This is a genomic window from Lacinutrix salivirga (assembly GCF_053604675.1).
Genome location: NZ_JBSHNP010000101.1, coordinates 69,248 through 88,125, shown reverse-complemented (window position 1 = coordinate 88,125; position 18,878 = coordinate 69,248). Strand labels below are relative to the sequence as shown.

General features: G+C 32.2%; 15 protein-coding genes. 6 read left to right on the top strand and 9 right to left on the bottom strand.

The window, feature by feature from the left end; all coding sequences use genetic code 11:
- The first annotated feature begins 56 nt into the window (after window positions 1-56).
- Entirely contained in the window at window positions 57-1,310 is a 1,254-nt protein-coding gene (locus tag ACVC5O_RS06910; protein ID WP_452220743.1) for a hypothetical protein, read from the top strand.
- Window positions 1,311-1,385: 75 nt separating this feature from the next.
- Here ACVC5O_RS06910 and ACVC5O_RS06905 read toward each other — a convergent pair whose 3' ends face one another.
- The 4 genes from ACVC5O_RS06905 to ACVC5O_RS06890 all read right to left on the bottom strand — a co-directional run bounded on the left by ACVC5O_RS06905 (window position 1,386) and on the right by ACVC5O_RS06890 (window position 6,876).
- Window positions 1,386-2,846: an oligosaccharide flippase family protein gene (locus tag ACVC5O_RS06905; RefSeq protein WP_452220742.1), complete on the bottom strand. Its 1,461-nt coding sequence runs from the start codon at window positions 2,844-2,846 to the stop codon at window positions 1,386-1,388.
- Window positions 2,846-4,123 (bottom strand): glycosyltransferase, encoded by a 1,278-nt coding sequence (locus ACVC5O_RS06900; RefSeq protein WP_452220741.1) that lies wholly within the window; start codon window positions 4,121-4,123, stop codon window positions 2,846-2,848. Before ACVC5O_RS06900 ends, ACVC5O_RS06905 begins: the two co-directional genes overlap by 1 nt.
- Before the next feature lie 10 nt (window positions 4,124-4,133).
- Window positions 4,134-6,560, bottom strand: coding sequence for a YfhO family protein (locus ACVC5O_RS06895; RefSeq protein ID WP_452220740.1), 2,427 nt, complete (start codon window positions 6,558-6,560; stop codon window positions 4,134-4,136).
- A gap of 61 nt (window positions 6,561-6,621) precedes the next feature.
- The gene (locus tag ACVC5O_RS06890; RefSeq protein WP_452220739.1) at window positions 6,622-6,876 is read right to left on the bottom strand and encodes a DUF4834 family protein; all 255 of its coding nucleotides are present in this window, start codon (window positions 6,874-6,876) and stop codon (window positions 6,622-6,624) included.
- 127 nt (window positions 6,877-7,003) lie between these two features.
- Here ACVC5O_RS06890 and ACVC5O_RS06885 point away from each other — a divergent pair, with 127 nt between their 5' ends.
- The gene (locus ACVC5O_RS06885) at window positions 7,004-8,023 is read left to right on the top strand and encodes a transporter (RefSeq protein WP_452220738.1); all 1,020 of its coding nucleotides are present in this window, start codon (window positions 7,004-7,006) and stop codon (window positions 8,021-8,023) included.
- A 15-nt stretch (window positions 8,024-8,038) separates the two neighbouring features.
- Entirely contained in the window at window positions 8,039-9,160 is a 1,122-nt protein-coding gene (locus ACVC5O_RS06880; RefSeq protein WP_452220737.1) for a GTP cyclohydrolase, read from the top strand.
- A 54-nt stretch (window positions 9,161-9,214) separates the two neighbouring features.
- On the opposite strand, the gene ACVC5O_RS06875 is transcribed toward ACVC5O_RS06880, so the two are convergent.
- The 3 genes from ACVC5O_RS06875 to ACVC5O_RS06865 all read right to left on the bottom strand — a co-directional run bounded on the left by ACVC5O_RS06875 (window position 9,215) and on the right by ACVC5O_RS06865 (window position 13,787).
- Entirely contained in the window at window positions 9,215-10,474 is a 1,260-nt protein-coding gene (locus ACVC5O_RS06875; protein WP_452220736.1) for an aminotransferase class I/II-fold pyridoxal phosphate-dependent enzyme, read from the bottom strand.
- 140 nt (window positions 10,475-10,614) lie between these two features.
- Window positions 10,615-11,655, bottom strand: a complete 1,041-nt coding sequence (locus tag ACVC5O_RS06870; protein ID WP_452220735.1) for a PLP-dependent cysteine synthase family protein — start codon at window positions 11,653-11,655, stop codon at window positions 10,615-10,617.
- 71 nt (window positions 11,656-11,726) lie between these two features.
- The gene (locus tag ACVC5O_RS06865) at window positions 11,727-13,787 is read right to left on the bottom strand and encodes a S9 family peptidase (protein ID WP_452220734.1); all 2,061 of its coding nucleotides are present in this window, start codon (window positions 13,785-13,787) and stop codon (window positions 11,727-11,729) included.
- A gap of 86 nt (window positions 13,788-13,873) precedes the next feature.
- On the opposite strand from ACVC5O_RS06865, the gene ACVC5O_RS06860 reads away from it, so the two are divergent.
- Window positions 13,874-14,197: a YbaB/EbfC family nucleoid-associated protein gene (locus tag ACVC5O_RS06860; protein ID WP_452220733.1), complete on the top strand. Its 324-nt coding sequence runs from the start codon at window positions 13,874-13,876 to the stop codon at window positions 14,195-14,197.
- 93 nt (window positions 14,198-14,290) lie between these two features.
- Here the strand turns inward: ACVC5O_RS06860 and ACVC5O_RS06855 are convergent, their stop codons facing one another.
- The gene (locus tag ACVC5O_RS06855; protein WP_452220732.1) at window positions 14,291-15,967 is read right to left on the bottom strand and encodes an OmpA family protein; all 1,677 of its coding nucleotides are present in this window, start codon (window positions 15,965-15,967) and stop codon (window positions 14,291-14,293) included.
- Window positions 15,968-16,163: 196 nt separating this feature from the next.
- Window positions 16,164-17,198: a threonine aldolase family protein gene (locus tag ACVC5O_RS06850; protein ID WP_452220731.1), complete on the bottom strand. Its 1,035-nt coding sequence runs from the start codon at window positions 17,196-17,198 to the stop codon at window positions 16,164-16,166.
- A gap of 92 nt (window positions 17,199-17,290) precedes the next feature.
- Here ACVC5O_RS06850 and prfB point away from each other — a divergent pair.
- Together prfB and arsC are read left to right on the top strand one after the other, a co-directional pair.
- Window positions 17,291-18,401 (top strand): peptide chain release factor 2 gene (gene prfB, locus ACVC5O_RS06845; RefSeq protein WP_452220730.1). Its coding sequence is split into 2 segments (ribosomal slippage): window positions 17,291-17,353 and window positions 17,355-18,401, totalling 1,110 coding nucleotides; the frame shifts between segments, so codons are not numbered across the junction.
- A 41-nt stretch (window positions 18,402-18,442) separates the two neighbouring features.
- Entirely contained in the window at window positions 18,443-18,784 is a 342-nt protein-coding gene (arsC, locus tag ACVC5O_RS06840; RefSeq protein ID WP_452220729.1) for an arsenate reductase (glutaredoxin), read from the top strand.
- Window positions 18,785-18,878 lie beyond the last annotated feature (94 nt).

Genomic DNA, 18,878 nt, shown 5'->3' with positions numbered 1-18,878 from the left:
GTTTTTGGCACGATGCTTGTAATTATGTAATTGTTCAATCTTAAAACAATACAATTATGAAGACATTATTCACACTGCTTTTTACTATGCTAATCGCAACAGTATCTGCAAACGCAACCACCACAACCACATTAGACTCAGACATTCACAGCACTAACAACAGAGGTTATGGTAATTCCTTCATTTTTGTAGAAAATGGCGTTGAATTTTCGGTGTTTCCTGATGGACAATTCGATTTCAATATTAATAATTTGAGATCTAACGTTAATGTTTCTATCAACACAGGAAACGTTAATTTAAACTTTAATTCTGGTTATGATTATAGTGCTTACGTTCAATACGATGAATTTGGCGCAATTATTCAGATTGAAAATATTCCTATATACTACGATTATTATGGACGAGTAAGCCAGATTGGAGAAGTAAACATTAATTATAATAGCTATGGTTATTTAACAAGAGTTGGTGGATTGTACGTACATTACAACCGTTACAACCGTTTTTCTCACTGTTCTGGATTTATAAATATTTATAACAGAGCTTATATTTACAGACCTTGGCATGCCTACTATGTAATTCCACCTGTGAACTATTGCGTAGTGTACAACAGACCTTATAGACAATTTTACACTCCTATTCGTTATAGATATACAAGACCTTATAGAAACAATTACAGACGTACAACTGCTGTAGCTAGTAGAAGAGGAAATCGAGTGGTTAGAAACACAAGATACGCTACACCTAGAGATGGACGTGAAGTAAGAACAAGAAACAACACACGATTAGCTGCAAATAGCAATTCTGTAAGAACTAGAGGAAATACAAGAGGGACTACTAGAAACAACACTCAAATTAGAGAAACTAATACGAGAGGAAATACTAGAAGTACCACAAGAGGTACGACTAGAAACAACACTCAAATTAGAGAAACTAATACAAGAGGAAATACTAGAAGTACCACAAGAGGTACGACTAGAAATAATACTCAAATTAGAGAGAATAACACGAGAGGAAATACTAGAGCAAACACTAACTCTACAAGAGTTCGTAGCAATACAAAATCTGCTCCTGTACGTTCTAATACTAGAGTAACATCTAATACTCGTAAAAGCAACTCTACACAAATTAGAAAAGCGCCTAGTAAAAAAAGTAGAACAGTTAAAAGTACTCCTAAAAGAAACACTCAAAAGCGAGTTGTTAGTAATACAAATAGAACTCGAAAAGCTGCTCCAACAGCGAGAAAAACAACCTCTCGTAAATCGAGCACTAGTAACAGAGGATCAAGCACTAGAAGAGCTGGTCGTCGTTAAAATAAAATTTTTGGTTGGTTAGTAAGAATCCTGCAATAAGTTTGCCTCAAAGCAACGTTGCAGGATTCTTCATTTTTATTTCTCACGTTTTAAAATTTTGTTTAATAGTGTTGTTATATCCTCAGAAAGATTTAATCTATACACCAAAACACCATAAAACACAGAAGCTAACAAGGTTTTTAATATAATATTCACCAGTGGATGAACACTAAAATTCCAGAAGTAAAACAGTAACACACTACCACTAATAAGTAATAACACTTTTAAAGTGGCACTTGTAAAAGGGAGCATATTAAACTTAAGGTTTACAAAAACCAATTTGGATAAATTATAACATCCTATAGCAATACAAGTAGCATAAGCAGCTCCATTAATACCAAATTCTGGTATAAAAATAGTGTTTAACACAATAGTTAAAACCGTTAAAAAAACACCAAAAAACAGTACCATTCTATAATAATCACTATTAAAAAGTATCGCATTATTATTACCTAATACATTATCAAACAATTTAGTTAAGCCAATTAAAAACACAATAAGTAAACCTCCATTATATTTTTCTGGAATTAATGTGTATAACGAGTCAATATTTATTAGAATTAATAAAAATATAAAGCCACTAATAATAAATAGATTTAATGAGCTTTTTTGGTATAAAGTTTTAAGCTCAGGTTTGTTATTTTCGTTTAACAACTTAGCCGTTAATGGACTAGTGATTTGGTGCATCGCTCTAGATGGTACGGCAATTACACTAGCAATATAGATAGCAACACCATAGTAAGCAACGTTTTTAATCTCTATGTATTGACCAATCATAAATTTGTCGATTTCTAAAATAATATTAGCAACCGAACCTGCAATAATTATTAAAAATGCATATTTTAAAACAGCACTTAAATTTTTAATTTTAGAGACTTTTAACTGTGGACGTCTAATGCTAAAGGCATAAATTTTCATGATTAGCATTCTTAAAACATACGTTGCTACTACACCATAAATTAACTCCTCTACAGTAACATATTTTGCATATAAACATAGTAATAAAATAGTGATGCAGACTCTATGAAACACTTCTTTCATAAAATTACCAAATACACTATTCATCTGCACTTTGGTCCACGAATAAAAAATTTCGAAATATGCAAAAGTAATTGCACACACGTAAATTAACCAAGTATAATCCTTAACAATTGGGTTTTCTTTTGCTAGCCACTCTCCTATTACATCGTAAGCAAATACACCAATTAAACCCATTGGAATTATTATTGCTAAAGGCAGTAAAAGCATTAGCATTAAAAAACTATTTTGCGTTTGCCTTGTTTTAAACGAAGAATAAAACTTTACAATCGTGTTGTGAACTCCAAACGCCATTAAAGGCATTAAAATATTGGATGTTGACAGAATAAAAGTGATTAACCCAAAATAAGTATCACTCATAAAATTAGTAAACAAAAACAGCACATTAATCGCTCCAATAGCAAAACCAATGTAAGTGACTACAGTGTTTTTAATAGATTGATTAATTACAATTCCCATTACAGTAACTCAGCGAGTGTTTTGGTGAGATTAAATCTACTGTATTTTTCTATACCTTTTGCATTAGAAACCAATGCTTTTTTTAGAAATAAATTGTACTGCTGAAGAATATGCGATTTCAAATTCGCTTTCTCGTTATAATTAAAATACGCTCCAGAGTTGGTGTCGTTTATAATACGTTCTACATCAGAACCTTTTGGACCTAAAGCAATAAGTGGTCGTTTAGCGTTTAAATATTCAAATAGCTTGCCAGGAATAATTACTTTGGTGTCTTCGGAATCGATTTCGATTAACACTAATAATTGAGATTTTTTTTGAAACTCAACTGCTTCATTATGTGGCACATAGCCAATATTACTTAAACATGTTTTCGAGATAAATTTTTCAGCAGAATCTAAGACATCTTTACTAACAATACCTATGAAATTTAACTGAAGCTTCTCCTCAAAACCCTCAACTTCTTCAATTAATTCTCCTAAAACAGTCCATAAAATTTCTGGATTTCTTTCAGATAATAAAGAACCAATATGGCTAATGGAAAATTTAGAATCTAATTCAACTTGATTAAAGTTTTCTTCATCAAAACCATTTGTAATAACAGTTATAGGCTGTTGAGTTAAGCTTTTAAATTGTGTTTTTGTGTTTTCGCTTGTTACAATAATGTGGTTTGCCGTTTGTAACACTTCAGCTTCTAATTGTTTGTGTTTTCTTTGCGAACTTTTGGTGAGCTTTAATTTTTTGTGGTAACCAATAGTTGTCCAAGGATCTCTAAAATCGGCTAACCATGTGACATTAAGTCTCTTTTTTAACTCTAGTCCAATAAGATGTAGGCTGTGTGGTGGACCTGTGGTAATTACAGTATCTATATTATGCACTTTTATATACTCTTGTAAATACTTAACAGATGGTTTTACCCAAGATTTACGAGCATCTGGAATAAAATAATTGCCACGTATGTAAAGCATAAGGCGCTCTACAAAACTCTGCTTTTTTTTATCCGAAATTATCCCTTTACTAATCACTTTGCTTTTTTTAGACAACAAAAGCGCCAATTTATAAGGCTCAGAAATAGGCTGTTTTATTACAACGACATCACTATTTATATCGTTTACCAAGCTTTCGTCTATAATTGGATAACTAGGGTTTTCTGGACAATACACAATTGGATTTATAGTAAACTCTGGCAAATACTTTACAAATTTTAACCAACGTTGTACTCCTGGTCCTCCTGCTGGTGGCCAATAATAAGTAATGATTAAAACAGTTTTAGTAGTCATACGCTAAACGCTATGCTTGGCTTTTTTGCTTAAAGGAGTAAAACAAACCTCCAAGCAACAATAAGCCTAACAAAAGGGAGCTTCCTAAGGCTATTTGGCTTCCTGTTTTTACTACTTTTGGCTCAAAAATAAATCGTATTGTATGTTTGCCTTTTGGTATTGGCAACCCTCTTAGTAAGTAATTTACTCTATAGTGTGCAACAGGTTTATTGTCTATAAACGCTTGCCAACCCTTGTTATAATACACTTCTGAAAATACTGCAAAACCTTCGTTTAGGTTTTTAGACTCGTAAATAATCTCATTTGGTTTGTACGATACTACAGTTATTGAGGCTAAGGAATCTACTTTAAATGTTTTATTTATGTCTATATTTTGCTTAGTATCAAAAACAGCAACACGTTTATTATCTAAACTATCAAGCGCTTTAATTTCTTCATTTGCAGAGTTCACAGCCTTTAATCGCTCAATAAACCAAGCGTTTCCGTTAGCATCTTCGTTGGTGAAAGCAAATACCGAACCATCTTCCTCTGGTGCAATAATATACTTTGCATTTAACATATTAAGCACGTTTATATTGTTTCTGGAAATGTAAAAATCGTAAATTTCGTTATAACGTTTCAGCTTTGCGGCATGATAACCTGTTAACGAATTATGAAAGTATGATGCTTTTGCAGGCTCTCGCGACGCCAAATCAAACACACGAAAATTAGATTTATCTTTTAAAATCTGAGTATTTGCCTGATCTGCAACATAAGGTTTATTCACTCGTATTGCTGGCACAAAATCGTCATTATTAACGTAACGTTTGTTAACACCAACAAGATCAAATAGTATTAAAGCAGCAAATATGATAATAACTTTAGTGTCGTTTAATTTCTTTTTTATAAAGAAATAGACAGTTGCTGCACTTAATAATACAAGAATGAGAGTTCGTAATGTGTCTTGCGTAAAAAATGTTTTTCTGTCCTCTTTAACGGCATCTACAAAACGCTGTCCATAAGCGTCTCTAAACATTCCATCTCTTGCACCAACAAAATCGAACACTCCTCCTATTTTCAATAACAGAAAAAGAATAGCCAAACCTGCTGTAATTCCAACTGTATATTTTAATGCTTTAAGTTTTTCTTCATCTTTTTCGTAATCATTAAATAAACGCACCAATGCGAAAATCCCTAAAGTTGGAATACACAATTCTAATATAACTTGTATGGAGCTTACTGCTCTAAATTTATTATAAAGTGGTACGTAGTCGATAAAAAAGTCGGTTAAAAATCCAAAATTCTTTCCGTAGGATAATAGTAAAGACAATACAGTTCCTGCTACTAACCACCATTTTAATCTGCCTTTTACTAAAAATAAAGCGAGTACAAACAAGAAAATTACAACTGCGCCAACGTAAGCTGGAGCTTCTACAATTGTCTGATTTCCCCAATATGTTGGTGTTTGTTTAGCTTCTTCTAAGGCTTGTAATGGCGAAGCACCTAAATCTTTAAACGCTTTATAGGTTTCAGAATCTTTTCCTGTATCTTCATAGCTTCCTCCTCCTAAAAAACGAGGAATGTATAGGTTAAATGTTTCTAAAATACCATAACTGTATTCTGTAATATATGCTCTACTTAAACCAGAAGTGACTTCTTTTGGTGAACCATCAGGATTAATGGTTAATTCGCTTTGACCACGCGTACTTTCTTTTACATATTCTTGCGTTGCCAAAATATTTGTTGCATTTAAACCTACAGCCAAAATAACTGCAACTGTTAGAATCCCAACCGATTTAAAAAAGTGTGGCAATAATTGTTTTCTGTACGCATCGATTAAATACACTATTCCTAACACAACAACTAGTAGCATTAAGTAGTAAGTCATTTGAAAGTGATTTGCCACCAACTCCAAAGCCATAGCAATGGCTGTTACTAGAAAACCTAAAATGTATTTTTTTCTAAATGTTAAAATTATACCACTTAAAACTAATGGCATATAGGCAATAGCATGTGCTTTACTATTATGGCCAACACCTAAAATTATAATGAGATATGTAGAAAACCCAAACGCCAATGCACCTAAGGCAGCTAATTTAAAATCTACTTTTAGACTAAGTAATAATATATAAAAACCAATAAAATATAAGAATAAGTAATCTGCAGGACGAGGTAAAAAACGCAGTGTTAAATCTAGTTTTTTAATATAATTATGAGGATATTTTGCACCTAACTGGTAGGTTGGCATACCTCCAAACGCACTGTTTGTCCAATAGGTTTCTTCTCCTGTTTGTGCTCTATGTTGGGTTTGCTGTTCTGCCATCCCAATGTAATGCATAATATCACTTTGGTAGATTTTATCGCCTTTTAAAACAGGACTAAAATAAGCTAAAGAAAGTACTACAAAACCAATAAGTACAAATATATGCGGAAGAATTCTTTTTATAGAAAATGACATGAAATAGATTTAAAACTATGAGCGTGAAAATTACTCATATTTTTTGAGATTAAACAGAAGCTTATTCAATTTCTTCAAAGTCCACATAATCACCAACTTTTTTGTTCGAAGATTTTCGTTGTGGCATTTTATCTATAGTAATCTCACCTTCTTTTTTTGGTGGCTGCTGGTTTTTAAATCCTTCAAACTGCTGTCCAAATTTTTTCTCAGCCTTTTTAACAACCTGTTTAAATAAGTATGGCGCAAAAAGTTTTGACAGAATTTTTATTCCGTAGTAAATTAATGCGATTATTATTAGAGTTCTTAAAATTCCCATACTAGGATAATTATCTTAACTATTAGTGTTACACAAAAATACAATTTTGCGCTTTTAAAATAATATATAAATACTTAAAAAAAATATAAAATCTCTATATTTGAAACTTAACCTAAGTAGAAAATAAATGAATATCTATAAAAATTACTTATTTGCTGTTTTATTTATCCTGCCTTTAATAGGCTTTGCACAATATACAGAAGTTATAAACTCTAACAGGCCAGGAGTATCACGCAGTGCATTTTCTGTAGGTACAGGAGTTATACAATTAGAAGCAGGCCCTTATTTACTTAATGAAGAAAGAACTCCTGCAGCAAGCTACGAAGTTAAAGGATTTGGTGTTGATTTTGCAGCACGTTATGGATTGTTACTGCCTCAATTAGAATTAAATCTAGAAGGGACTTACCAAAACGACACCCAAACATTCACTTCTGTTTTTAATGCAGAAAACAAACGCTCCAATTTTAAAAATCTTACTATTGGCGCAAAATATTTAGTGTACGATCCTTATAAAAATGCTGGTGAAGACAAGCCAAATTTATACAGTTATCACGCTAATAGAAAGTTTAAATGGAGCTCACTAATTCCAGCAGTTGCAGTTTATGCTGGTGCAAATTTTGACACTAAAAACAATCCATACACTGCTCCAGATGTTGAAGGCTTTAGTCCAAAAGTAATGATTGCAACACAAAACAACTTTTCTAGTGGTTGGGTTTTGGTGATTAATCTTGTAAAAGATAGAATTGGTAGTGAATTTTCTGATTTTCAATATTTAATCACATTAACAAAAGCATTAAGCGAAAAAGTGGTGCTTTTTGGAGAAACACAAGGAATAAAAAGTGATTTTTATGCCGATAATTTATTTCGATTTGGAGGCGCTTATTTACTCACTAAAGATTTTCAATTAGATACAGCCTTAACGTTTAACACTAAAGACACACCATCTGTATTTAGTGTGAATCTTGGTGCATCTTATCGTTTTGATTTCCACAAGGATAAAGAAGATAATGGAACTTCTGCAGAAGAAGAAGCAGAACGTAAAGCAAACAGAAAAAACAAGAAAAACAAGAAAAATGATGATGATGATGATGGTGGAAGCAAAAAGCGTAAAAAGCAAACTCAGGATATTAATTTTGATGACGAATAATCTATCCTGAACTCTATGATTTTAATTAAAGAAGTAAAAAATAAAAAGGATTTAAAAGCATTTGTTACGTTTCCTTTTTCATTATATAAAGACTCTAAATATTGGGTTCCTCCTATTATTAAGCAAGAAATAGAAACCTTTAATAAGGATAAAAATCCCATTTTTAATGATGCAGAAGCACGCTTTTTTTTAGCTTACAAAAACGATAAACTTGTTGGAAGAATTGCTGCCATTATAAATTGGCTAGAAGTAAAAAAACAAAACCAGAAAAAAATGCGTTTTGGCTGGTTTGATTTTATAGACGATTTAGAAGTCTCAAAAGCGCTTTTAAACCAAGTTGAAACTATTGGAAAAGCACACCAATTAGAATATTCTGAAGGTCCTGTAGGGTTTTCAAATTTAGATAAAGTTGGTGTAATGACCGAAGGTTTCGATCAAATTGCCAACATGATTACATGGTATAATCACGCCTATTATGTAAATCACTACGAAGCTCATGGTTTTACTGTCGAAAAATCATATTCCGAAAGTAAGTTTCCTTTTAAAAATGTAAAACCAGAATTTTTTAAAAAAGCACAAGAGCTTATAAAACGTAGATACCAATTAACTGCTTTAAATTTAACAAAAACAGAAGAAGTTATGCCATATGCAGACAAAATGTTTGATTTGTTTAATACATCGTATGCATCGTTAGCTTCTTTTGTTGAAATTACTGATATTCAAAAAGAATTTTTTAAGAAGAAATTTATCAGTTTTGTTAATCCAGAATATATAAAATTTGTAGTTGATAAAGAGGATAACATGGTTGCTTTTGCCATTGTAATGCCTAGATTTGCTAATGCTTTACAGAAAATGAAAGGGAAGCTTTTGCCTTTTGGCTTTTTAAAACTTTTAAAAGCTAAAAAAGAAAGTAAAGATGTTGTGTTTTATTTAATTGGTGTACATCCTGAGTACCAAAACAAAGGCGTACATGCTGTAATATTTAACGAATATTATGATACTTTTAAAGAGAAAGGTATTATTGATTGTTATAGAACTCCAGAATTGGAAGACAATGAAGCGATTCATAAAATCTGGAAACATTTTGATCCTGTAGTGATAAAAAGACGAAAAACGTTTAGAAAAAATATAGCATAAAAAAATCCGATTCAATTGAATCGGATTTTTTTATAGTGTTAATTGACTTAATAACTATTCTCCCATTGCTTTAATTAAAGCAGCAGACATACGCTTGTATGTTCCATTTTCAAGGCGTGTTCTAATCGCATCAAAAGCATCTAACGTTTCAGTAACATCTTGCAGTGTATGAGTTGCAGTAGGAATCATACGCAATAATATCATTCCTTTAGGTATTACAGGATATACTACTATTGAGCAGAAAATTCCGTAGTTTTCTCTTAAATCCCTTACTAGTGCCATAGCTTCAGGAATACTTCCGTTTAAATATACAGGAGTTACACAACTTTGTGTAGTCCCAATGTCGAAACCACGATTTTTAAGTCCAGATTGTAAAGCATCAACAATTTTCCATAAGTTTTGTTTTAACTCAGGCATTGTGCGCAACATGTCTAAACGCTTTAAAGCACCAACTACCAATTGCATTTGTAGCGACTTCGCAAACATTTGTGAACGTAAGTTATATTTTAAATAATCTATTATTTCTTGATCTGCTGCTATAAAAGCTCCAGTACTTGCTAATGATTTAGCAAAAGTTGCAAAGTACACATCAATATCGTCTTGTACGCCTTGCTCCTCACCTGCTCCTGCTCCTGTTTTACCTAATGTTCCAAAACCATGCGCATCATCAACAAATAATCTAAAATTATATTTCTTTTTAAGTGCAACAATTTCTTTTAAACGACCTTGCTCTCCACGCATTCCAAAAACACCTTCAGAAATCACTAAAATTCCTCCACCTGTTTGTTCTGCCATTTTAGTGGCACGCTCTAAGTTTTTTTCTAAACTTTCTATATCGTTATGTTTATATGTAAAACGTTTACCATGGTGTAAACGAACTCCATCAATAATACAAGCGTGTGCATCGACATCATAAACAATAATATCGTCTTTAGCAACTAATGCATCTACAGTAGATACCATACCTTGATACCCAAAGTTTAATAAATAAGCAGCTTCTTTATGCACAAATGCAGCTAACTCATTCTGCAATTGTTCGTGTAACTCTGTGTGACCAGACATCATACGTGCTCCCATAGGATATGCAGATCCATACTGTGCAGCTGCTTCAGCATCTACTTTACGAACTTCTGGATGATTGGCTAAACCTAAATAATCGTTAATACTCCAAGTAATTACTTCTTTGCCTTGAAATTTCATTCGATTTGAAATTTCTCCTTCAAGCTTAGGGAATACAAAATATCCTTCTGCTTGAGCAGCCCATTTACCTAAAGGTCCTTTGTCTTTATAGATTTTATCGAATAAGTCTTTCATTTAGCTTATGTTTTGTTAGGAATTACAAAATTATACAATTTTAAGATGCTTGCATAATATTTTTACCTACTATTATTAACAAAAAAAGATAATAACAAAGGAGTACCTTTATTATTATCTCTAATTTAGTATTTTATTTTTTATTTAACGTATTGTATGCTTTGTGCTGCTTCTAAATTTACACTATCAAAAAAGCCTTGCTCATTCATCCACTTATCACTGTATATTTTACTCATGTAGCGTGAGCCATGATCTGGGAATATAACAACTACATTATCTTCTTTTGTAAAATAATTAGAATCATTTAGTTGTTTAATTGCTTGCATAGCAGCTCCAGAAGTGTAACCAACAAATAAACCTTCGGTTACAGCAATTTCTCTTGCTGTATGCGCACTTTCTTCGTCAGAAACTTTTACAAAATTATCTATAGCATCAAAATCTGTTGCTGTAGGTATTAGGTTTTTACCTAAACCTTCAATTCTATAAGGGTAAATTTCTTTGTCGTCAAACTCGCGTGTCTCGTGGTATTTTTTTAATACAGAGCCATAAGCATCTACGCCAATAATTTTAATGTTTGGGTTTTTCTCTTTTAAGTATTTTGCCGTTCCGGAAATAGTACCTCCTGTACCACTACAAGCTACTAAATGGGTTATTTTACCTTCTGTTTGATTCCAAATTTCTGGTCCAGTGGAGTGGTAATGTGCATCAATATTTAATTCGTTAAAATATTGATTAATATAAACAGAACCTTTTATCTCGTCATGCAATCGTTTTGCTACTTGATAATATGATCTTGGGTCGTCTGCACTAACGTTTGCAGGACAAACGTAAACTTTGGCGCCCATATTTTTAAGCATATCTATTTTATCTGCTGAGGACTTTGAACTTACAGCTAAAATACAATCGTAACCTTTAATTACACTCACCATAGCCAGACTAAATCCTGTATTACCAGAGGTAGTTTCGATAATGGTGTCACCAGGTTTTATAATCCCTTGCTTTTCTGCTTGTTTTATTATGTAAAGTGCAATTCTATCTTTAGAAGAGTGTCCTGGATTAAAAGCTTCTACTTTAGCTAAATATTGACCATTAAAGCCAGAAGTTATTTTGTTTAGTTTTATCATTGGTGTATTACCTATAAGGTCTAACACATTATCAAAAACTTGTTTGTTATCTTTCATAAACGTTTTTTAAGCGTTACTCAAATTATTTATTGTAACCTAAAACCTCGCAAAAATAAGCATTTTTTTTTTTACGAACTAATTCCTTCAAAATCCAATATAAATGCATACTCTAAAGCGACTTCTTTTAAACTTTCAAAACGGCCTGAAGCACCACCATGTCCTGTTTTCATGTTGGTATGTAAAAGCAAAATGTTAGAGTCGGTTTTATAGTCTCTAAGTTTGGCTACCCATTTTGCAGGTTCCCAATACTGCACTTGAGAATCGTGCAATCCTGTGGTTACTAATAGATTAGGATAGTCTTTGCGCTCAATATTATCATAAGGCGAATAGGATTTTATATAATGATAGTAATCTTCTTGATTTGGATTTCCCCATTCATCATATTCTCCTGTTGTTAATGGAATAGTATCGTCTAACATTGTAGTTACAACATCAACAAAAGGTACTGCAGCTATTACAGCTTTATATAATTCTGGTTTTAAATTTATTATTGCTCCCATTAACAATCCTCCTGCTGAGCCTCCTGAAGCATATAAATGTTGTGAAGAGGTGTACTTATTTTCAATTAAATGTAATGAACAATCTATAAAATCGTAAAATGTGTTTTTCTTTTTAAGCAATTTACCATCTTCATACCATGAACGTCCTAAATACTCTCCTCCTCTTACATGAGCTATGGCAAATATAAAACCTCTGTCTAGCAAACTTAATCGTATAGACGAAAAATAGGGATCAATTGTAGAACCATAAGACCCATAAGCGTATTGAAATAAGGGATTTGTACCATTTAATACAATTCCTTTTTTATAAATTAAAGATATTGGGATTTTAACGCCATCTCTAGCAGTTGCCCAAATACGTTCCGTTTGGTAATTACTGCTATCAAAATTAGCGTCTAAAACTTCTTGTTGCTTTTTTATAGATTTTGTTTTCTTTTTAAAATTATAGTCTATTACAGAAGCTGGTGTTGACAAAGAGTTGTAACTGTAACGTAACACATTACTATTAAAATCTGGATTATTACCAACATAGGCAGTATAGGTTTCGCCTTTTAATGGCAAATAATAATCTTCATTACCATCCCAATTTATAATTCTAATTTTATTTAATCCATTTTCTCTTTCTGTGACCACAAGATACTCTGAGAAAAGTTCAATGTCTTCTAAAAGTACATTTTCTCTGTGTGTAATTACATCTTTCCAAAATTGTTTCTCGGTTGCTTGTACTGGCGTTTTTTGAAGCTTAAAATTTGTTGCTTTATCTGCATTGGTAAGTATATAAAAATGGTCTTTATAATGCGAAATTGAATATTCTAAGCCTCTTACACGCGATTGAAATAGCTTAAAAGACTCGCCTGGTGTATCTGCATTTAAAATTTGATACTCAGTTGTTAATGTACTTGCAGAACCAATTATAATGTATTTTTTAGATTTAGATTTATAAACAAACGTATTAAATGTATCGTCTTTTTCATGATACACAATGGTATCATTTTCTACAGCATCTCCAAATTTATGTTTAAATATGGTGTCTGATCGTAAGGTAACTTCGTCTTTTCTTGCATAAAACAAGGTTTTATTATCATTTGCCCAAGTTGCGCTTCCTGTGGTATTTTCAATCTTATCTTTATAAATTATACCTGTTTCTAAATTTTTTATTTGAATTGTGTATTGCCTTCTACTTACAGTATCTGTTGAAAACGCAGCTAAACGATTATCAGGACTCACAGAAATACTGCCAAGTTTAAAGTAATCATAGTCTTTTGCCATCTCATTACAATCAAAAAGCAACTCTTCTTTAGCGTGTAATGTTTCTTTTTTTCTAGTATATATTGGGTAATCTTTACCTTTTTCAAATTTTGTAATATACCAATAGCCATTTAGTTTATAAGGTACAGACTCATCATCTTCTTTTATTCTTGCTTTCATTTCTTCAAATAAAGAATGTTGAAAGTCTTCAGTATGCGCTAAGGTGTTTTTTGTATATTCATTCTCTGCTTCTAAATAATCAATAACATCTTTGTTTTCTCTATTATTTAACCAAAAGTAATCATCTATACGCTCGTCGTTATGGATTACTAATGTTTTAGGTAGTTTTGGTGCTATTGGATAATTAGGATTTAGTTTCAAAAAATTTAAGTATTTAATAATTAAAATTCAGTTTATAAAAATATGAAATTTATATAGCTTTGTAATAAATTTTAAAACTTATAATTATGTTTGGAGACCTTATGGGAATGATGGGTAAATTTAAAGAAACCCAACAAAAAGTAGAAGACACTAAAAAACGTTTAGACACTGTTTTAGTAGATGAACAAAGTAGTGACAATTTACTTAAAGTTACTTTAACTGCCAATAGAGAACTAAAATCTATTGTTATTGATGATAGTTTATTGGAAGATAAAGAGCAGCTTGAAGATTATTTGGTATTAACACTTAATAAAGCTATTGAAAAAGCAACTAAAATTAATGATGCCGAAATTGCTGCTGTGGCTAAAGAAGGTATGCCAAACATTCCTGGAATGGATATGTTTAAATAAAAAATTTCAATCTAAAATTAAATTGAGAGTATGATATAATAAAAAAGGGAACCAAATTGGTTCCCTTTTTTTTATATGTAAGTAGTACTAAGCTTAGTTAGCGTTAATTACTCTAAATTGAGTTCTTCTGTTTGCTAAGTGCTCTCTTTCTGTACAAGAAACACCATCAGAACATCTGTTAGTTAATCTAGACTCACCAAATCCGTTAGATACAATTCTTGAAGAGTTGATACCTTTAGAGATTAAGTAGTTAGTTACAGCTTGTGCTCTTCTTTCTGATAAAGAACGGTTGTTAGCTTTAGAACCTCTAGAATCTGTATGAGAAGCAATTTCTACTGATACACCATCAGCAAGAACTGGTAATAATTTTGCATCAATCTCTGCTTTAGCAGCAGGAGTTAATGTTGCAGAACCTAAGTTCCAGTTTATGTTTAAGTCGTTATATTCAACAATTTTACAATCAACTTCTTTCCAAGTAGTTAAACCACCTTTTGTTTGCAACACTTCTTTAGTAACTGTTTTAGATACTGGAGGAACTGTAGTTTCAACAACTTTAGAATCTTCTACTAATACTGTTTTCTTAATTGTAGATGTTCTTTGTGGTACTTCAACAGCTCTTGTAGTTGGAGGAGTTACCATTACAGTACGCTTCATTGTAGTAGTTTGTTCAGGAATATCAACAACTCTTGTAGTTTCAGGAATAATGATAGTTTTAGTTACAGTTTTAGTTTCTGCAGGAATATCAATTACTCTTGTTGTTGGAGGCGTTACCATTACAGTACGCTTCATTGTTCTTTTTTGCTCTGGAATAGGAATTACTCGTGTTGTTGGAGGTGTTACCATTACAGTTTTCTTAACTGTTTTTGTAACAGCAGGAATATCAATTACTCTTGTAGTAGCTGGCTTAGTTACAATTCTTTTTGTGTAAGTTGCCATTCCACAATCATCGTTAGATGAAGAAGTATCACAATCTGGAGTTCTTACAAAACTAGCATCTGCTGCTAACTCAGTAGTGTTTATAGTTATGTTTTGAGCAGGAACTGCTGTGTAACACCAGTATCTACAATCGTTAGGATCACTAGATGCACAATCCGCAGCTGGTGTATCACTCATTCCCCATTTAGCAGTAGCTGGCTTAGTCTCTATAACTTGGTAGTTAGAAGAAAACTGAGCAGGTACAATTCTTAAAGACGAACCATATTCTCTTTTCTTGTATGATAATGTTTCTGTACCATATTCTGCAGGTACAACCTCTAAACGTTGAGACGCTTCTTGTACCACTACAGTAACATCTTGCGTTTCGTATTGAGCAGGAACTATTTCTAATTTCTGACTAGCTGGCTGAGTTACTACCTCAAAAGTTTGAGTTTCGTAAACTGCAGGAACAACTTCTAAACGTTGACTAGCTTGTTTTACAACAACAGTTTCAGTTTGAGTTTCTGTTCTAGATGCTACTTTCTCTAAACGTTGAGAAGCCGCTTGAGTTACTACTGTAAACGTTTGAGTTTCGTACTGTGCAGGAACTACTTCTAATTTTTGACTTGCGTCTGCTACTACTACAGTCTCTGTAGTTGTTTCGTATCTTGCTGGCACTGTGCTTAACTTTTTGTAAGCTGGTGCTACTTGGATAGTTACATCTTGATTAACCCAAACATCTGGAGTTACACAACGAACGTAACATTTTCCTGGTTCAGGATTTGTTGGTAAATCTTGAGCAAATGCTGACACACACACTACAAAAGATAAAATTGTTAGTAATACTTTTTTCATTTCTTTTAATGATTTAAATGGTTATTTATAGATTAATTTTTAATGCTAAAATTACTTCTAGCAAGGTTTACTAATTTCGTACAAAAAAAATACTTATCAAACTTAAAGCCTACTTAAATGTTAAAAATTGTTAACTATTTCGACCAAATACATTTTTAATAGGTTTAAATGATAATAAAATTTATAATCATCATATTTACAAAGAATTAAGGTTAATGGACTTTAAATAGGCTAAAAACCAGCTATGTTGTTGGTTAGTATAATCTAAGTGCGTGACTATGCGCAACTTACCATTTCCCATATCACTAATAAGAAGATTATCTTGTTGTAATTTTCTTATAAATTTATTACTATCGATAGTATTTTCAAGTTGAAAAACTATAATATTTGTTTCTACAGGATCAACTTTATAAATACCTTTAACCATTTTTAAAACCCTTGCAATTTCTTTTGCTTTTTTATGATCTTCCTTTAAACGCTCTAAGTTATTATCTAAAGCAAATAATCCTGCAGCAGCTAAATACCCTACTTGTCGCATGCCACCTCCTAAAATTTTACGGATTCTAATGGCATGTTTCATTAAAAATTCGTCTCCTATTAATACAGAACCTGATGGACAACCCAAACCTTTACTTAAACAAACAGAAATGGTATCAAACACTTCTCCATACGCTTTTGCAGATTCTTTTTTTACAGCCAAAGCATTCCAAATACGTGCTCCATCTAAGTGATAACCTAAATTATGATTTTTACAGACTTGTTTTATTTGCTTTAATTCTTGGTAATCCCAACATGCTCCTCCTCCTTTATTAGTAGTGTTTTCTATTGCGACTAGGCTTGTTAAAGGACTATGGTAAAAATCGGGCGGATTTATAGCTTCTAAAACTTGGTCTGCTGTAAACATACCTCTATTACCATCTAATAATTTACAAGAAATCCCACTATTAAAAGAGGCTCCTCCTCCTTCGTAATTATAAATATGTGCATATTTATCGCATATAACCTGGTCTCCAGGATTGGTATGTAATTTTAAAGCAGTTTGATTTGCCATAGTTCCTGTTGGGAAAAATAAAGCATGAGATTTCCCAAATAGTTTAGCCAAACGATCTTCTAAAGCATTTACAGTTTCATCTTCTTTATAGACATCATCTCCAACTTTGGCTTGCATCATAGCATCTAACATGCCTTTTGTTGGTTTTGTAACCGTATCGCTTCTTAAATCTATAATCATATTTAAAAATTTTTCAGATAAAACTATAAAATATATTCGTATTAATTTTGCACTTACTCATTAAATTATACATTTGTTTTAAATTCTAAACAATGATTACTTCAGATCAAATAAAAGACCTCAATACACGCCTAGATGCACTTAGGCAGTATCTTTGACATAGATGCAAAACGTATAGAAATACAAAACGAAGAAGAACAAACTTTTGATCCCAATTTCTGGAACGACTCTAAAGCAGCAGAAGCTATTATGAAATCCTTGCGAGTAAAGAAAAAATGGATTGAAGATTATGAAAACTCAAAAACTTTAGTTGAAGACCTTGAGGTTGTTTACGAGTTTTTTAAAGAAGACGAAGCGCCTTTAGCAGATGTAGAGTCTCGATTTGAAAAAGCCACAACTTTAATCGAAGCCTTAGAGTTTAGAAATATGCTCTCCGAAGAAGGTGACAGTTTAAGTGCTGTTCTTCAAATTACAGCAGGAGCTGGTGGTACAGAAAGTTGCGATTGGGCACAAATGCTTATGCGTATGTATTTAATGTATGCCGAAAAAAGTGGTTTTAAAGTTAAAGAACTCAACTTCCAAGAAGGTGACGTTGCTGGTATAAAAACTGTAACTATAGAAATTGAAGGCGATTATGCCTTTGGTTGGTTAAAAGGTGAAAATGGTGTTCATCGTTTAGTACGTATTTCTCCTTTTGATAGTAATGCTAAACGCCACACAAGTTTTGCTTCGGTATATGTGTATCCTTTAGTGGACGACTCTATAGAAATTGAAATAAACCCTGCAGATATAGACATTACAACTGCTAGATCTAGTGGAGCTGGTGGACAAAATGTTAATAAAGTAGAAACCAAAGTGCAGTTAACACACAAGCCAACTGGCATTCAAATTTCATGCTCCGAAACACGCTCTCAACACGACAATAGAGCTAGAGCAATGCAAATGCTAAAATCACAACTTTACGAAATAGAATTACAAAAGCAATTAGCACAACGCGAAGATATAGAAGCTGGTAAAATGAAGATAGAATGGGGAAGCCAAATCCGTAATTACGTCATGCATCCTTATAAACTTGTAAAAGATGTACGTTCTGGTCACGAAACAGGAAACGTAGATGCTGTAATGGATGGCGATATCGAACCCTTTTTAAAAGCCTATTTAATGATGATGGGACAACAAACAACAGAATCTGACCAATTATAATTTAAATCTTTAACTTACGCGGAAATAAAAAGACCTTTTTAATGATACAAATATATCACAACAACCGTTGCAGTAAATCCCGAAATGCATTAAAACTAGTTGAAGACTCTAAACAAGAATTTGAGGTTATTAAGTATTTAGAAAATGTACCTACTAAAACAGAACTAAAACACCTCATTAAATTATTAGGTATTACACCTATGGAATTAATTAGAAAAAACGAAGCGGCTTGGAAAGACCATTTTAAAGGCAAAACATTAACTGATGCAGAGCTTATTGACGCTATGATTAGTTACCCCAAATTAATAGAAAGACCAATTATTGTTAATAATAACATAGCTATAATTGGCAGACCTCCAGAAAAAGTATTAGATATTATATAGTCTTACAAATTCCTTTAACAAAACGTTAATTTCATTTAACAAACCTTTAACCAATTAAGGTTAAACCAAAGGGTATTTTTGCGGTCTTACTACC

Excerpts from the sequence above, each read along its gene's own strand:
- ACVC5O_RS06910 (WP_452220743.1), top strand. The coding sequence starts at position 57 with ATGAAGACATTATTCACACTGCTTTTTACTATGCTAATCGCAACAGTA.
- ACVC5O_RS06905 (WP_452220742.1), bottom strand. The coding sequence starts at position 2,846 with ATGGGAATTGTAATTAATCAATCTATTAAAAACACTGTAGTCACTTAC.
- ACVC5O_RS06900 (WP_452220741.1), bottom strand. The coding sequence starts at position 4,123 with ATGACTACTAAAACTGTTTTAATCATTACTTATTATTGGCCACCAGCA.
- ACVC5O_RS06895 (WP_452220740.1), bottom strand. The coding sequence starts at position 6,560 with ATGTCATTTTCTATAAAAAGAATTCTTCCGCATATATTTGTACTTATT.
- ACVC5O_RS06890 (WP_452220739.1), bottom strand. The coding sequence starts at position 6,876 with ATGGGAATTTTAAGAACTCTAATAATAATCGCATTAATTTACTACGGA.
- ACVC5O_RS06885 (WP_452220738.1), top strand. The coding sequence starts at position 7,004 with ATGAATATCTATAAAAATTACTTATTTGCTGTTTTATTTATCCTGCCT.
- ACVC5O_RS06880 (WP_452220737.1), top strand. The coding sequence starts at position 8,039 with ATGATTTTAATTAAAGAAGTAAAAAATAAAAAGGATTTAAAAGCATTT.
- ACVC5O_RS06875 (WP_452220736.1), bottom strand. The coding sequence starts at position 10,474 with ATGAAAGACTTATTCGATAAAATCTATAAAGACAAAGGACCTTTAGGT.
- ACVC5O_RS06870 (WP_452220735.1), bottom strand. The coding sequence starts at position 11,655 with ATGAAAGATAACAAACAAGTTTTTGATAATGTGTTAGACCTTATAGGT.
- ACVC5O_RS06860 (WP_452220733.1), top strand. The coding sequence starts at position 13,874 with ATGTTTGGAGACCTTATGGGAATGATGGGTAAATTTAAAGAAACCCAA.
- ACVC5O_RS06855 (WP_452220732.1), bottom strand. The coding sequence starts at position 15,967 with ATGAAAAAAGTATTACTAACAATTTTATCTTTTGTAGTGTGTGTGTCA.
- ACVC5O_RS06850 (WP_452220731.1), bottom strand. The coding sequence starts at position 17,198 with ATGATTATAGATTTAAGAAGCGATACGGTTACAAAACCAACAAAAGGC.
- arsC (WP_452220729.1), top strand. The coding sequence starts at position 18,443 with ATGATACAAATATATCACAACAACCGTTGCAGTAAATCCCGAAATGCA.